Genomic DNA, 14,705 nt, shown 5'->3' with positions numbered 1-14,705 from the left:
AATTTATTATAATAATATTTGTGAATTAATATTGATTTTATCTATATAGTGATTAACTTTTTGAAGTACTAGTAAAAAACAAAAAATAAAATTTTATAATTATTTTTTAATTTATAAATTATTAGTAAATTAATAAAAAAAAATAATATTATTTAAATTTTTTTTAAATAATATTATTCTAAAATAAAAAAATATTTTTTTAATAATTATAAAATAAAAAATTTATTATTTTATTATCTATAAAATTTATTAAATCTATTAAAACATGTGTTTTATTTTTTGCACATATTTTTGCTGGTTTACTACATAAATAACAAACACGAGGTTTTTTTTTTAAAAATGCACGTTCAATTTTTTGTTGCTGATTATTAATAATATCTATATCAAATAAAATTAAAATAGGTTCTTTTTTTTCTAAAAATAAGATTTGTTTTTTAATTTCAATTAATTGTTTATTTTTAAAAATATTTAAAACAATAATTAAATAATCACCTAATAAATCTTTAATTAGATAAGTTTTTATAATATTTTTTTTAATTTTTTTTTGAAAAAAGATAAAAATTTTATTTTTAACTATATATTTAAAAAAAAAACTATATAAATATTTATTTTTATTAAAACCAGGAATATTTAAAGAAATTGTAATTAAACCAGTTTGATATTTTTTTAAAATTTTTTTTTGTATTAAAAAACGTTCTTCTTTGGATTTTAAAAATTCATCAAAAGAAAAATCAAATAATAAATATGATTTTCTAATACTTTTTTTATTGATATTTGACATTATTAAAAATCAAAAAATCATTCTAAAATATAAGTTTTAACTTTATAAATAACATCAATTAAACTACCATCGATATATTCTATTAAAGCTACTATATGATTTTTATCATATTCAATAGCTTCTGGTTTGCCTACTATACTATATGCAAAATCTCTTAATTCTTCTATTGTTTTAAGAGATACTTTATTTTTATTTAAAATTTCAATTAAATCTTGTCTTAAAGGATTAACAGCAATACCAAGATCAGTAACTACTACATCAACACTATTACCAGGAGTAACTACAGTTTGCACTCTATTAGTAATAGAAGGAATACGACCACGTATCAAAGGAATAGCAATTATAGAAATATCGCTTCCAAAAGCCACATCTGAATGACCTCCTGAAGCACCTCTAATATAACCATCTGCTCCAGTTAAAACATTAACATTAAAATTAATATCAACTTCTAAAGCACTTAAAACACCATAATTTAATTTATGAGTTGCACAATTTTTAGCACAGTAATTAGCATAAAAAGAAGCAGACATTTCTAAATGATTATTATTTTTTTGAATAGATTCTATTGCGGCTGTATCAAAAGATTGTACGTCTAATAATTTTTCTACTAAACATTCTTTTAATAAATCTACTTCTAAACCAATAATTCCACCTAAAAAAACAGAAGCTTTAATGTTTTTTTTTAACATTTCTTCTTTTAACATAATTAGAGAAGCTTGGCTGGCTCCACCCGTGCCTGTTTGAAAAGAAAACCCATTTTTAAAATTAGGAGTATTTTTAATAATATTTAAAATATTTTCTGCTATTTTAATTTCTTTAGGATTAAACACTGTATGAATTTCACCTGAAGAAATTTTTTTAGAATCACCAATTTTATCAACTTTAACTACAAAATCAACATATATTTGAGGTATAGAAATAGGACTATTAGGATAATTAACTAAAGTATCAGTAATAATAACTACTTTATTAGCGTATTGGGCATCAACTTGTGCATAACCCAAAGAACCGACTTTAGAATTACCAGTTGATCCGTTAGCATTACCCATTACATCACTTGTAGAAGCTGCTAAAAAAGCAACATCAATATGATTATCACCGCTTGTGATAGATCTTGCTCTACCACCATGAGAACGAATTATAACTGGTTTTGATAAATAACCTTCTGAAATAGCGTTTCCTAATTTTCCTCTTAGAGCAGAACCTTCTAAACTTGTAACAACCCCTTTTTTAATATATTCTATTAAACAATCATGTGATTTAGTAAAAGAAGAGGCAGAAATAGTTAAATTTTTTATTTTTAATTTTTCTATGGCTTGCATAACTTGTTCTACAGTTTTATCACCATGTCTAAAATGATGATGAAAAGAAATAGTCATATTATCTTTTAAACCAGTTTTAATAATAGCTTCTTCTAAAGAATCAAGAATTTTAGTTGTTCTTTTGTTATAAGTTGGTAAATCTTGTGTTAGTTTTATTTTTTTAGAAATTAGTTTTTTATTAGGTTGATATATTTGATAATTAATCTTTGTTTTAATTTTTTTTAAAATTTTTTCATCTAAATAATTATTCATTTTTCCCTCTTAAATTAAAATTTTTTCTAAATTAGAAATTTGAACATTAGCTTCAATTAATAATTTACGATAGTGTTCTAAAAAAGGTTTATCAATCATTTGTCCATTAAAAGCAAAAACACCTTTTCCAAATTTTAAATGTTTTTGATAAGCATTTAAAATATCTAAAGCATTTTGGATTTCTTCATTTGTTGGTGAAAAAATTTTTTTTATAATACTTAATTGTTTGGGATGAATAACTGATTTACCACTAAAACCTAATTCTTTAGCAAATTTTGTTTCTTTTTCTAAACCCTCTAAGTCATTTATATTTCCATAAATACAATCAAAAGCATCAATTTTAGCTGCTCTAGCAGCGTGAACAATCATATTACGAGCAAATAATAATTCATGACTATTTTTAGTTTTAGTAGCTTTTAAATCGAACAAATAATCAACCCCGCCAAGAGCAATACCAACTACACGTTCACTAGCAGTAGCTATTTCGTAAGCATTTAAAATACCTTTTGCACTTTCTAAAGCACAAAATAAAATAATTTTTTTTGAACGATTAATTATTTTTTCTATTTTTTCAATATCAGCAATTACTTTCAAAACATCTTGTTTAGTTTCTACTTTAGGTAAACGAATCATATCAACTTTTGAATTTATAATAACTTCTAAATCTTCTTGATAAAAATCTGTATCCCAATTATTAATACGTACAGCAGTTTCAATTCCATATTTATTGTATTCAAAAAAATTAATCATTTTTTGAGTTAATTGTCGAGCAGCATCTTTTTGATCAATATGTATAGAATCTTCTAAATCAAACATTACATTATCTGGACAATAAGTAATAACATCTTTAAAAAAAGCAGCATTATTACCGGGAACAAACAACATTGTTCTCCTAATATTATTCAAATTTATTCTTCTCCCTTAATGGTTTTTATTTTTTTGTTATAATTATTCAAGAAGCTCGATTAAATACTGTTATTAATCTTGCAACTAAAACATCATCTATAGCACCTTGATCTTGAATGATTAAATTACATTGTTCAATATTAAATTTTGCTAAAGTCTCTAAAGCTATTTTTTTAATTCTTTTTCCAAATTGTCTAATAAAAGGAGATTTAATTAAAATATTAATTTTTCTTTCTGTATTAGGTTCAATAGTAACTAAAACATCACTTGATTCTAAAGAACCGCAAAAAGCCATTTTTTTAATTAAAATAGGTACATTATTTTTATATGCAATCACAAAATCCTCTTTTTAAAACTATTTTTTTTACTTTTTCAACATATTTTTTAGCTAAATCAGAAATTTCTTGATCTGTTGTTTCAATATTAGCTCCTCCTAATTTACCAGTTATACCAACTGCATAAACACCAGCATCAAAATAACTATCAATATTATCTAAAGAAATACCGCCAGTTGCTAAAATTTTAAAATTATTAGGAAAAGGGTTTGAAATTAATTTTAAAGCTTCTGTTGATAAAGAAATAGCAGGATAAAATTTTAATAATTGTGAACCTTTTTGATATGCTTGGTACATTTCATTAACAGTCATTACCCCTGGGGCATATAAAATATCATTTTCTAAAGACCATTTTAAAATTTCTTTTGTAAAAACAGGCGATACTAAATATTGGGCTCCTGCTTGTACAACTTTTTTTGCTTCTTCTAAAATTAAAACTGTTCCTGCTCCAATAATTACTTCTGGATATTTTTTTCTAGTTTCGGCAATGATTTGATAAACATTTGGAGTAGTTAAAGTTATTTCTATAAATTTAAAACCACTTTTTATAGTATTTTGAATTATTCTTTTAGCATTATTAGAATCATTAGTCCTAATTATTACAGATAAAGGATTCTCATTGAAAAGACGTAAATGTTTTTTTATATTCTTCACTTTATTAAATTCCCTCTATATTATATTATTCTTAAAATAAATTATTACAATTTTATTTTATAATATTTTTTTAAATTTAATAAAAATTCTTGAATTTTTTTAATTTTTAAATTAATTCATTTAAAATATTTATTTTTTCCATTTTTATTTTATTTTTTAAAACAAAAAAAATCTTAAAAGTGTTTAAATTAAATAAATTATTTAATTTTTTTAAAAATTTTAAAATTTTGTTAAAACTCAAATATCCATAATTACAAAAAATAAAAATATAAAAAATATAAATTTATTAAAGTAAAAAAAAATATTACTTGGAGGCCCTGAACGGATTTGAACCGATGATCAAGCTTTTGCAGAGCTATGCCTTACCACTTGGCTACAGGGCCAAATATTTATAATATATTAATAAATATAATATAAAAAATTAATTATAAATCTTTTAAATTATTATTATAATTTTATTTAGATTTAATTTTATTTTTTCTTTACCATAAACATTATATAAAAAAACAAAAATATTTCAAAATATTTCAAAAAATATAAAAAAAACTATATTTATAATAATAAATATAGTTTTTTATTTTTTTTCTTTGTGAATAGTATATTTACGTAAAAAAGGACAATACTTTTTAAATTTTAAAAGAGGAGTTGTTTTCTTTTTGTCAGTATGATAATTTTCTCTACCACATTCAACACATATTAATTTTACTAAAATACGCATATATAATATTTTCCTTTTTAAAAAATTTTATAAATATTTTATTTTAATCATATTCATTTAAACAGTGTTTTTTAACAAATAAAAAAATATAAGTAAAAAAAGTAGTTAAACTAAATAAACTTCCTATATATTTCAAAGTTTTTTTATATCCTATATAACTAAATTCAACCATTTTCGGTTTTTTATTAAAATTAGATGATGGGATGGAGGAAATGTTTTTTACTTCAAAAGGAGAGAAAAAAACATAAGGAAAATATTGGGTAGGATCTTTTTGAATTTTTTTATCATTAGAAAAATTATTATTATATTTAATAAAATTAAAATAACCATAAAATAAAAAAAATAAAGCATAAATACTAGGATGAATCAAAGCAATCCAAATATTTTTATAAGATATTGTTTTTTTTGTGTAAAAAAAATAAAAAAATAAAAAAAATATTGGATTAATAGTATGCTCTAATTGAGATAATAATTTTTCTAAATTTGGTTTATGAAAAAAATATATAAAACTTTTTCCTTTATTTATAATAAAATGATAAATTATCCCCGTCATCATAATATCAATTAAACCAATAAAAACTAAATATTTATACCAATTATATTTTTTTGATTTAAAAAAATATAATAAATAAATAATAAAAATTAGTATATTGCTTTGTTTAGTAAAAAACCAAATTAATGAAATAGGAGTGTTAAAAGGATAAAACCCTTCGTCATATGTAAACTGAGTTGTAGAATTTTTTTCATTATAAATAATACTTTTATTGATTTTGTCTTCGTATTCTTCAATAATTTTGATATCTTTTAAATTATAAAAAATATTTAAAAAAAAACTAAGTGAAGCTAGTAAAACAAAAAAAAATAATATGTGATTATTATATTTAGATTTTAAATATAAAATCTTTTTTAAAAACATTTATCAAAATTCCTTTAATATTAAATATTAAATTTAATTATTTATAATTAACAATAAAAATTAAATATAAACTAATTCTTTTTGTTTTTTGAAAATATAGGTTTAATAATGTTTTGATTTAAAGATTCTGGATAAGGATAAGATTGTTCTCTCATTTTTTTAAATAAAACATAAATAATACCAGATTCAAAATCAATACGAGTAACTACTCCGATTTCTTTTTCATTGTCAACTTTTACTTTTTCACCTATTAAAAAAGTTTTTTTATTACTTAACACTAATTCATAAAACCTTTCTATTAAAAATTATTTAAAAAATATTTATAATAAAATTTAAATGTTTTAAATTTATTAGAAAATAAAAATTTTTTAAATTATCATTAAAAAATAATTATAACTCCATAAACAATATTTTAAACAAAATAATATATAAATTTTTTTAAATAAAATAAATAAAATCTATAATAATATGATTATATTATTTTTTTTTAATTTGATTGAAAATATATTTAAATTTTTTACTCATTTTAAAACAAGGAATTTTTTTAGAAGGAATGGTAATTGGAACTCTTGTTTTTGGATGCTTTGATTCGCGTTCGCTACTTGTTTTTACTTGAAAAGTACCAAAACCAGTAATTAAAATTTTTTCACCTTTTAATAAATTTGTTTCGATAACATTAATAAAAGCATTTATAATTTTTTTTCCTTCTTTTTCAGTAGTTTCTAATTTATTAGATAACTGCTTTATAAGTTCAATTTTATTCATTAAATAAAATTCTCCTTTATTTATATTTTTTTATATATAAAACTATCAAAGTAGATTATAACATAAAAAATATTTAAATTCAAAAATTATTAATAAAATAAAGCAATTTTAAAATATTTTTTCTAATTTTAAAGGTCTTTTTAATAAATTATTTAATATTGTTTCAATAGATTTATAATTAAAAATCATTTGATAAGCTTCTTTTATTATCGGTAAATCTATTTTTTTTTCTAAAGATAAATTATAAAAAGCTTTCAAATTATTAATTCCTTCAATTACTTGTGAAGAATTTTTAATAATATCTTTTATATTTATACCTAATCCAATTTTTTTACCTGCTTGATAATTTCTTGAATTTTTATTAAAAGCGGTAACTATTAAATCTCCTAATCCTGTTAATCCAAAAACAGTTTGTTTATTGCCTTTGAAAAAATAAACTACTTTTGTCATTTCTAATAAACCTCTTGAAATAAAACTAGCTTTAAAATTATAACCAAAATCAAAACTATCTAAAACGCCACTAATTAAAGCTAAAACATTTTTAAAAGCACTACAAATTTCTACACCATACAAATCATTTGAAGAATAAACTCTTAAATACTGAGAATTATAAAAAATTTTTTGTACTTTATAGGCAAATGAATGATCCAAAGATGCTGCAACTAATAGAGTTAATTTTCTTAAAATAACCTCTTCAGCATGAGATGGTCCCATAACACAAGCATAATTTTTAATATTTTTAATTGTTATTTCTTCTTGAACAATTTGATAAATAGTTTTGTAATTTTCAATTTCCATGCCTTTAGAAACATTAATAAAATATTTAGGATGCGATATAATTTTATTAATTTTTTTTAAAGTTAAACGCATTATTCTAGTTGGTAAACATAAAATAATAAAATCTGAGTATTCTAAAGTTTCTCTTAAGGAAACAGTAGCTTTTATATTTTTCAAAATCTGATTAAAAATAGGGTGTCGACCATTATTAATTTTAGCAACATATTCTAAATTTATATCATTAATTAATATTTGATGATTATTATCAGTTAAAAGTTGTGCTAAAGTCGAACCCCAAGCTCCCCCACCAATAATAGATATTTTCATAAATCTTTTATTTCCTTTGGTTTAAATATAATTTTTAATGGAATTCCTTCTAAATTTAAATTTTTTCTAAATTGATTTTTTAAAAATCTTTCATAAGAAAAATGAATAAATTTAGGATTATTTACAAAACAAACGAATTCTGGAAATTTATTTTTAGTTTGAGTAATATAATTAAATTTTGCTTTTCCTTTGTTAAAAGAAGATATTGAGTGTATTAAAATAGATTCTTGTAAAATATTATTTAAAACATAATTGGAAAATTTTTGTGTATAATTTAAAAAAATTTGATTTAAAAGATTTAATAATTTTTCTTTTTTGGTTTTATTTTCATTTTTAGCAGATAAAAAAATAATTGGAACATAACTTAAAAATTGAAATTCATTTCTAATTTTATTTATAAAATATTTTATTTGATTAGGATCTTCTGTTTTTATTAAATCCCATTTATTAACAATAATAATACAAGCTTTATTATATTCTAAAATTAAACCTGCTATATTTTTATCTTGTTCTGAAATATCTTTATCAGCATCTAAAACTAAACAGGCAATATCAGAACGTCCTAAAGCACTTAAAGCTCTTAAAACACTGTATTTATCTTCTTGTTCGTAAATTTTCCCTCTTTTTTTTATACCAGCGGTATCAATTACTTGATAAATTTTTTCCCCTTTTTGAAAAAAAGTATCAACAGCATCAGTTGTAGTTCCAGAAATATCAGATACAACCATTCTTTCTTGTGATAAAATCATATTAGTTAAAGTAGATTTTCCTACATTAGGACGACCTAAAAAACAAAATTTAATAATTGAATCTTTTGGTAATTCTTCTTCTTTTTTATTATGAAAAAAAATTATTTTATCTAATAAATCGCCTATACCGATTCCATGATTAGCACTAACGATCTGAATATTTTTAAAACCTAAAGAATAAAAATCATAAGTATTAGATAATAAATCTTTATTATCGATCTTATTAATTACTAAAATAACAGGTTTTTTTATTTTAAGTAAAATTTTAGCAATATACATATCACCTTGATGTGCGAAAATACGACCATCAACAACAAATAAAATTAAATTAGCTTCATCAATAGCTAATTGAACTTGATATTTAATTTTTTTTAAAAAAGGAGTATTTTTAATTTCTATACCACCTGTATCAATAATATCAAAACTTTTTGTTAACCAATCTGCTTGAGCATAAATTCTATCTCTAGTAACACCGGGTTTATCATGAACAATTGATAAACGTTTTTTTAAAATACGGTTAAATATACTAGATTTACCAACATTAGGTCTCCCTACAATAGCAACTTTAAAATTCATTTTGATTTAATGATTTATTTTTTTTTAAAATTAAATGATGAATTTGTTTAACTGTTTCAATAATATTGATATTGGTTGTGTCTAATAAAATAGCGTCTTTAGCTTTTTTTAAAGGATTAATAAGGCGGTTAATATCTTTTTTATCACGTAATTTAATATTATTAGTTATTTTTTGTAATTGATCAACATTATTATTATTTTTAAATTCATTCAATCTTCGTGAAATTCTTTTTTCGATATTAGCTGTTAAAAAAATTTTTAAATCTGCGTTTGGCATTACTATAGTTCCAATGTCTCTACCATCCATAATTAAATAAGGATTATTTTTTATAATTTCTTGTTGTATTAATAAAAGTTTTTTTCTGACAAAAGACAAAGAAGCTACTAAAGATATTTTATCTTCGATTTCTATTCTTTTTAGTTTTATTTCTAAACACATTTTTTTAGAATTACAATAAATATTATTCTTTTCATAATAAATATTACAATTATTTAATAAAGATTTTAAATATTTTTCTTCATTTATTTTGGTCCAATTTACTTTATTTTTAATCAAGTATAATGTAATAACACGAAACATTAAACCAGTATCGATATGAATCCAATTTAATTTTTCAGAAATTAATTTACAAATTGTACTTTTACCTGATGCTGCTGGTCCATCAATAGCTATTTTAAATCCTTTCATAAAAACTCCTTAATTTATTGATTTTTAAAAATATTTTAAAATTTTAAGTTTTTTAATTTCATGAATTTTTAAACTACGATATTGACCTTTTTTTATTCCTTTAATTGTTAAAAAAGCATATCGATAACGAACTAATTTTAATATATGAAACCCTAATTTTTCAATCATTTTTCTTATTTGATGATTCTTTCCTTCTGTAATAATAATTTGAAGCCAAGTAGAAGGTTTTGGTATTTTTTTTTTTTTAAAAATTTTAATTTTTTTCGGAATTGATAAATAATTTTTATTAATAACAACTCCTTTTTGGATATTTTTTAACTCTAAATTGCTTAAACAATAATTAATTTTTACATGATATTCTTTTTCAATTAAAGAAGAAGGGTGTGTTAATTTTTTAGTTAATTGTCCATCATTAGTAATTAATAGTAAACCTGTAGTGTTAAAATCCAATCGCCCAACAGGATAAATTCTATTTTTTTCAGTATCTTTAATTAAATCAATAACTGTTGGTCTATTTTTTTCATCTTTAACTGTAGATACAAAACCATTTGGTTTATTAATTAAATAATAACAATTATGAGAATTTTTGATAATTTGATCATCTACTGAAATAATGTCTTTTTTTGAAACTTTTGTTCCTAATTTAGTAATTACTTTACCATTAACTTTAACTCTTTTTTCTAAAATTAATGTTTCAGATTTTCTTCTAGAAGCAACATTAGAATAAGATAAAATTTTTTGTAATCTTTCCATTAAATACCTTTACTTTTGAAGTTTTTTATTAATAAATTATTTATTACTACGAGAAACATAAAGTCCCGTTTGTGTATTTACTATAATTTTTTCTCCTTGTTGAATAAACAAAGGTACTTTAATAACCAAACCTGTTTCTAAAATTGCATCTTTATAATAATTAGTTTTAATATCTTTTTTTTCAATAAATTCAGTTTTTTTAACTGTTAAATTTAATTTTTCTGGTAAATTAATATTTAAAATTTCATATTCATTATAAATAAAAACATCAACTATAATTCCTTCATATAAATATTTAATTTTATCTTTTATTTTTTGCTTTTCAATTTCGATTTGTTCATAATTTTCTATGTTAATAAATATATATTTATTTTTATCTCTATAAAGAAATTGAATTTTATTTTTATTAATAAAAGCCAATTCTACTTTAATTCCGGAATTAAATGTATTATCAACAATACTTCCGGTTCTTAAATTTTTTAATTTACACCTTACAAAAGCAGCACCTTTACCAGGTTTAACATGTAAAAAAGAAATAATTTGAAACAAATTATTATTAAATTTAATCGTTTGTCCTGTTTTAAAATCATTTGTACTAATCATAAATCACTATCCTTTTAAAAAATTTTTAATCATTCGACAAATTTTAATTTTTAATTCTGGGTCTAAAACGTTAATTAAATTAATTTTCATTTGATTTTTAAACCAAGTTTTTTGTTTTTTTGCATAACTCATTGTTTTGGAAATAATTATTTTTTTAGCTTCTTCTAAACTAATTTTTTTTTCTAAAAAAAATTTTATTTCACGATAACCAATAATATTAAAATTAGCATAAGGATATTCTTTTAAAATTTGTATAGTTTCTTTAATAAAACCCATTTTAAACATTTTATCTAATCTTTCATGAATTCGGGTTTTTAAAACATTTTTATCAATATCTAAATAAATAGTTAAAATGTCATAAACAGGGTTGTTTTTATTTTTTTTTTGAGATCTTAATTTATCAGAATTTAAATCAAAATAAGCACTTACTATCCGGCGTGGATTATATTTATCAAAAATTAAATTTGGATCTTTTTGTTTTATTTCTCTTATCATAAATTCCATTTCATGAATATCATAAACTTTTTTATCATTTTTGTAAATAATAGAATTTTTTTTTTTATTAGAAAATTCATAATTAAACAAAGCAGATTTAATATATAATCCGCTACCGCCAACTAAAAAAGGTAATTGAACATTTGATATTATTTTTCTACAATCTCTTTGAAAATCATAAATAGTATAAATTTCATCAGGTTCTTTTAAATCTAATAAATAATGTTTTATATTTTTTTGTTCTTTCAAAGTAATTTTAGCAGAACCAATATTATATTTTTTATAAATTTGCACAGAGTCAGAATTAATAATTTCACCATTAAATTTTTGTGCTAAATAAATTGAAAGATCAGTTTTACCAGAAGTAGTAGGACCAGTTATTACTATTACTTTTTTCAAATTTAATTTCCTCGAAATAATTTTATTATTCTTGCAAATTTATTTTTTCAATTTTTTTACTATTATCCAAAGTTAATAAAACTCCATTTAATTGTCTTTTACCGATAGCATTAGGTTTTATTATTTTAAGATTTCTATATAAAAAAGATTTAATCATAGGTTCTTTTTTTTTACCTATTACACCTTCAGAACAACCAGTCATACCAACATCAGTAATATATAAAGTTTTTTTAGGTAATATTCTATCATCATTAGTTTGTACATGTGTATGAGTGCCGACTATAGCATCAATTTTACCATCAAAATGATAAGCTAAAGATATTTTTTCACTAGTTGCTTCAGCATGAAAATCTAAAAAAGAAAAATTATATTGCAACTTACATTTTTTTAAAATATTTTCAATTTTTTTAAAAGGACAAGATAGTTTATCATCGATAAATACTCTACCTAAAGCATTAATAATTAATACTTTTTGTTCTTGACAATTAATAATCTTATAGCCAATACCAATATTTACTAAATCATTAATTGGTTTAACAATATTAGTATTATCAATAAAATTTGTTAATTCATAATTATCCCAAGTATGATTACCCATAGTTATTGCATTAACGCCACTTTTAGTTAAATTTTTGTAATTTTTATAACTAAGCCCACGACCTTTATGGGCATTTTCAGCATTAGCAACAATTAAATTAGGTTTATAATTATTTTTTAAAAAACTCATTTTTTCTTTTAAATAGTCTATGCCTTGTTGTCCATAAATATCTCCGATAAACATTATTTTCATTTTAAATAAAACTTCTCTTTCTTAAATTCATTTTCAAATAAAAAAATAAATTTTTTATAATTTAAATTTTTCAATAACTCTTATTTCTCTAATTACTGTAATTTTAATCATACCTTTATAAATAATATTTTCTCGAATTTTTTCTTTAATTAATTTAGCAATCATAAAGGTATCAAAATCATCTACTTTTTCAGATTTAACAATAACTCTAATTTCTCTACCTGCTTGAATAGCATAAGATTTTTTTACACCTTCGACATTATTAGCTATATTTTCTAACTGTGTTAATCTTTTAACATATTTTTCTAAAGATTCTTTTCTAGAACCTGGTCTAGCAGCACTTAAAGTGTCTGCTATCATTACTAAAATTGCAATTATTGTATCAGGTTTTTTATCTTCATGATGTGAAGCAATAGCATCAATTACTTCTGGAATTTCATTATATTTATTAGCTAAATCAATGCCAATTTCAACATGACTACCTTCATTTTCATGATCTAAAGCTTTACCAATATCATGCAAAAGCCCAGCTCTTCTAGCTAATAATTCATTTTCACCAATTTCAGATGCTAATTTACCAGCTAAAAAAGCTACTTCTATAGAATGTTGTAAAACATTTTGCCCATAACTATTACGAAAATAAAGTTGTCCTAATAAAAATAATAATTTTGGTTCTATTTCACCTATATTAGTAGTAAAAATAGCGGATTCACCCTGTTCAATAATAAAATTATTTAATTCTGAAGTAACGTTATCTATAATTTTTTCAATTCTATTAGGATTTATGCGCCCATCAGAAATTAAAATTTCTAAAGTTCTTTTAGCAATTTCTCTTCTAATCGGATTAAAACAACTAAGTAATATTATATTTGGAACTTCATTAATAATAAAGTCGACACCTGTTAAAGATTCTAAAACTTTAATATTTCTACCATCTTTTCCAATAATATGTCCTTTTATTTTATCATCTGTGATATTAATAATATTTACATTATAATCATTTGTTACATCATATGCATATTTTTGCATAGCTGAACATAATAACATTTTAGCTTTTTGTTGAAAATTATGTTGAAATTGTTCATATTTATTTTTAAAATAAATTTTTATGTCTTTGTTAACAGAAATTTTAGTTTTTTCAATAATAATTTTATATGCTTCTTTTTCTGTTAATGAAGCAATAGATTCTAATTTTATTTTTTGTTTTAACATTACATCTTGAATATTTTTTTCTAAATTTTCTAAATTTTCTTTAATGTCATTAATCTTTTTTTCTTGAAATTTTATTTCTTTTTCTTTTTTATTTAAATATTCTGTTTTATTATTTAACAATTCTTCTCTAAAAATAATTTTATTTTCTAAATCAATAATAACTCTTTTTTGTTCGAGCAAATCAAATTCTAATTCCTTTTTTAAAAAAGAAATTTCTCTTTTTGTTTCTATCAACATTTCGTTTCTTTGTTTTTGTGTTTCTAATATTTGATTATTTTTATAATCTTTTATTTCTTTTGAAATTCTACTATTTTTTTTTTTATTTACAATAATATATAAAAAAATTCCTATAAAAATTCCTGCAAACAACATGAAAAAAAGAATTAAAATAAAAAGTATATCATTATCTCTTGTCCAAGTCCATGTATTAATAAAAGAAGTACACGATTTATCTTGTGGCATGTATTTTTTATAAAACCTCTTTTCAATAACTTAATAATTTAAATGAATTAAAAATCATAATATTATAAATATGATTTTACTAAAAATATTTTATTAAAAAATAAAAAATAATAAAAGCTAGAAATAATCAAATTTCTAGCTTTTAAAAAATATTTATAAATATTTTTTATTTTTTATTTTTTTTTATTTTTATTTTTTTGTTATTATTTGTATTTTCATTTTTTG

At 20.7% G+C, this 14,705-nt stretch carries 17 protein-coding genes and 1 tRNA gene; all 18 read right to left on the bottom strand.

Going from position 1 to position 14,705, the window contains the following annotated elements; all coding sequences use genetic code 11:
- Window positions 1–199 precede the first annotated feature (199 nt).
- Window positions 200–781 (bottom strand): citrate lyase holo-[acyl-carrier protein] synthase, encoded by a 582-nt coding sequence (gene citX, locus ACLHHF_RS01480; RefSeq protein ID WP_411308058.1) that lies wholly within the window; start codon window positions 779–781, stop codon window positions 200–202.
- Between the two features lie 17 nt (window positions 782–798).
- Window positions 799–2,355, bottom strand: a complete 1,557-nt coding sequence (citF, locus tag ACLHHF_RS01475; protein WP_411308057.1) for a citrate lyase subunit alpha — start codon at window positions 2,353–2,355, stop codon at window positions 799–801.
- 9 nt (window positions 2,356–2,364) lie between these two features.
- Window positions 2,365–3,240, bottom strand: coding sequence for an HpcH/HpaI aldolase/citrate lyase family protein (locus ACLHHF_RS01470; protein WP_411308056.1), 876 nt, complete (start codon window positions 3,238–3,240; stop codon window positions 2,365–2,367).
- A 67-nt stretch (window positions 3,241–3,307) separates the two neighbouring features.
- Window positions 3,308–3,598, bottom strand: a complete 291-nt coding sequence (gene citD / locus ACLHHF_RS01465) for a citrate lyase acyl carrier protein (RefSeq protein ID WP_411308055.1) — start codon at window positions 3,596–3,598, stop codon at window positions 3,308–3,310.
- Window positions 3,585–4,250: a bifunctional 4-hydroxy-2-oxoglutarate aldolase/2-dehydro-3-deoxy-phosphogluconate aldolase gene (locus ACLHHF_RS01460; protein ID WP_411308054.1), complete on the bottom strand. Its 666-nt coding sequence runs from the start codon at window positions 4,248–4,250 to the stop codon at window positions 3,585–3,587. The genes citD and ACLHHF_RS01460 overlap by 14 nt, the downstream gene beginning before the upstream one ends.
- A gap of 309 nt (window positions 4,251–4,559) precedes the next feature.
- Window positions 4,560–4,633 (bottom strand) — tRNA-Cys (locus tag ACLHHF_RS01455).
- A gap of 191 nt (window positions 4,634–4,824) precedes the next feature.
- Entirely contained in the window at window positions 4,825–4,968 is a 144-nt protein-coding gene (rpmG, locus tag ACLHHF_RS01450) for a 50S ribosomal protein L33 (RefSeq protein WP_411308053.1), read from the bottom strand.
- Window positions 4,969–5,011: 43 nt separating this feature from the next.
- Complete coding sequence (locus tag ACLHHF_RS01445; RefSeq protein ID WP_411308052.1) at window positions 5,012–5,884, bottom strand: hypothetical protein; 873 nt, start codon at window positions 5,882–5,884, stop codon at window positions 5,012–5,014.
- 71 nt (window positions 5,885–5,955) lie between these two features.
- Window positions 5,956–6,162 carry a hypothetical protein gene (locus ACLHHF_RS01440; RefSeq protein ID WP_411308051.1) on the bottom strand — a complete coding sequence of 69 codons (207 nt, stop codon included), beginning with the start codon at window positions 6,160–6,162 and terminating at the stop codon, window positions 5,956–5,958.
- Between the two features lie 199 nt (window positions 6,163–6,361).
- The gene (locus tag ACLHHF_RS01435; protein WP_411308050.1) at window positions 6,362–6,649 is read right to left on the bottom strand and encodes an HU family DNA-binding protein; all 288 of its coding nucleotides are present in this window, start codon (window positions 6,647–6,649) and stop codon (window positions 6,362–6,364) included.
- Window positions 6,650–6,757: 108 nt separating this feature from the next.
- A complete protein-coding gene (locus ACLHHF_RS01430; RefSeq protein ID WP_411308049.1) occupies window positions 6,758–7,753 on the bottom strand; it encodes an NAD(P)H-dependent glycerol-3-phosphate dehydrogenase in 996 nt (331 codons plus the stop codon).
- On the bottom strand, window positions 7,750–9,078 hold the full coding sequence (der, locus tag ACLHHF_RS01425) for a ribosome biogenesis GTPase Der (protein ID WP_411308048.1): 1,329 nt from the start codon (window positions 9,076–9,078) through the stop codon (window positions 7,750–7,752). The genes ACLHHF_RS01430 and der overlap by 4 nt, the downstream gene beginning before the upstream one ends.
- Complete coding sequence (gene cmk, locus ACLHHF_RS01420) at window positions 9,068–9,766, bottom strand: (d)CMP kinase (RefSeq protein WP_411308047.1); 699 nt, start codon at window positions 9,764–9,766, stop codon at window positions 9,068–9,070. Before cmk ends, der begins: the two co-directional genes overlap by 11 nt.
- A 24-nt stretch (window positions 9,767–9,790) precedes the next feature.
- Window positions 9,791–10,519 carry a pseudouridine synthase gene (locus ACLHHF_RS01415; protein ID WP_411308046.1) on the bottom strand — a complete coding sequence of 243 codons (729 nt, stop codon included), beginning with the start codon at window positions 10,517–10,519 and terminating at the stop codon, window positions 9,791–9,793.
- 36 nt (window positions 10,520–10,555) lie between these two features.
- Window positions 10,556–11,122, bottom strand: a complete 567-nt coding sequence (efp, locus tag ACLHHF_RS01410) for an elongation factor P (RefSeq protein ID WP_411308045.1) — start codon at window positions 11,120–11,122, stop codon at window positions 10,556–10,558.
- 6 nt (window positions 11,123–11,128) lie between these two features.
- Window positions 11,129–12,016, bottom strand: a complete 888-nt coding sequence (miaA, locus tag ACLHHF_RS01405) for a tRNA (adenosine(37)-N6)-dimethylallyltransferase MiaA (RefSeq protein WP_411308044.1) — start codon at window positions 12,014–12,016, stop codon at window positions 11,129–11,131.
- A 25-nt stretch (window positions 12,017–12,041) separates the two neighbouring features.
- Window positions 12,042–12,806, bottom strand: a complete 765-nt coding sequence (locus tag ACLHHF_RS01400; protein ID WP_411308043.1) for a TIGR00282 family metallophosphoesterase — start codon at window positions 12,804–12,806, stop codon at window positions 12,042–12,044.
- Between the two features lie 54 nt (window positions 12,807–12,860).
- On the bottom strand, window positions 12,861–14,480 hold the full coding sequence (rny, locus tag ACLHHF_RS01395) for a ribonuclease Y (protein WP_411308042.1): 1,620 nt from the start codon (window positions 14,478–14,480) through the stop codon (window positions 12,861–12,863).
- Between the last annotated feature and the right edge of the window lie 225 nt (window positions 14,481–14,705).

The sequence above is a fragment of the Candidatus Phytoplasma pyri genome, assembly GCF_046600495.1.
Classification (GTDB): domain Bacteria; phylum Bacillota_I; class Bacilli_A; order Acholeplasmatales; family Acholeplasmataceae; genus Phytoplasma; species Phytoplasma pyri.
Note: the sequence above shows the minus strand (reverse complement) of the source record. Positions and strands in the feature narration are given on the sequence as shown.

Coding starts and splice junctions, on each gene's coding strand:
- citX (WP_411308058.1), bottom strand. CDS start 781: ATGTCAAATATCAATAAAAAAAGTATTAGAAAATCATATTTATTATTT.
- citF (WP_411308057.1), bottom strand. CDS start 2,355: ATGAATAATTATTTAGATGAAAAAATTTTAAAAAAAATTAAAACAAAG.
- ACLHHF_RS01470 (WP_411308056.1), bottom strand. CDS start 3,240: ATGTTGTTTGTTCCCGGTAATAATGCTGCTTTTTTTAAAGATGTTATT.
- rpmG (WP_411308053.1), bottom strand. CDS start 4,968: ATGCGTATTTTAGTAAAATTAATATGTGTTGAATGTGGTAGAGAAAAT.
- ACLHHF_RS01445 (WP_411308052.1), bottom strand. CDS start 5,884: ATGTTTTTAAAAAAGATTTTATATTTAAAATCTAAATATAATAATCAC.
- ACLHHF_RS01435 (WP_411308050.1), bottom strand. CDS start 6,649: ATGAATAAAATTGAACTTATAAAGCAGTTATCTAATAAATTAGAAACT.
- ACLHHF_RS01430 (WP_411308049.1), bottom strand. CDS start 7,753: ATGAAAATATCTATTATTGGTGGGGGAGCTTGGGGTTCGACTTTAGCA.
- der (WP_411308048.1), bottom strand. CDS start 9,078: ATGAATTTTAAAGTTGCTATTGTAGGGAGACCTAATGTTGGTAAATCT.
- cmk (WP_411308047.1), bottom strand. CDS start 9,766: ATGAAAGGATTTAAAATAGCTATTGATGGACCAGCAGCATCAGGTAAA.
- ACLHHF_RS01415 (WP_411308046.1), bottom strand. CDS start 10,519: ATGGAAAGATTACAAAAAATTTTATCTTATTCTAATGTTGCTTCTAGA.
- efp (WP_411308045.1), bottom strand. CDS start 11,122: ATGATTAGTACAAATGATTTTAAAACAGGACAAACGATTAAATTTAAT.
- ACLHHF_RS01400 (WP_411308043.1), bottom strand. CDS start 12,806: ATGAAAATAATGTTTATCGGAGATATTTATGGACAACAAGGCATAGAC.
- rny (WP_411308042.1), bottom strand. CDS start 14,480: ATGCCACAAGATAAATCGTGTACTTCTTTTATTAATACATGGACTTGG.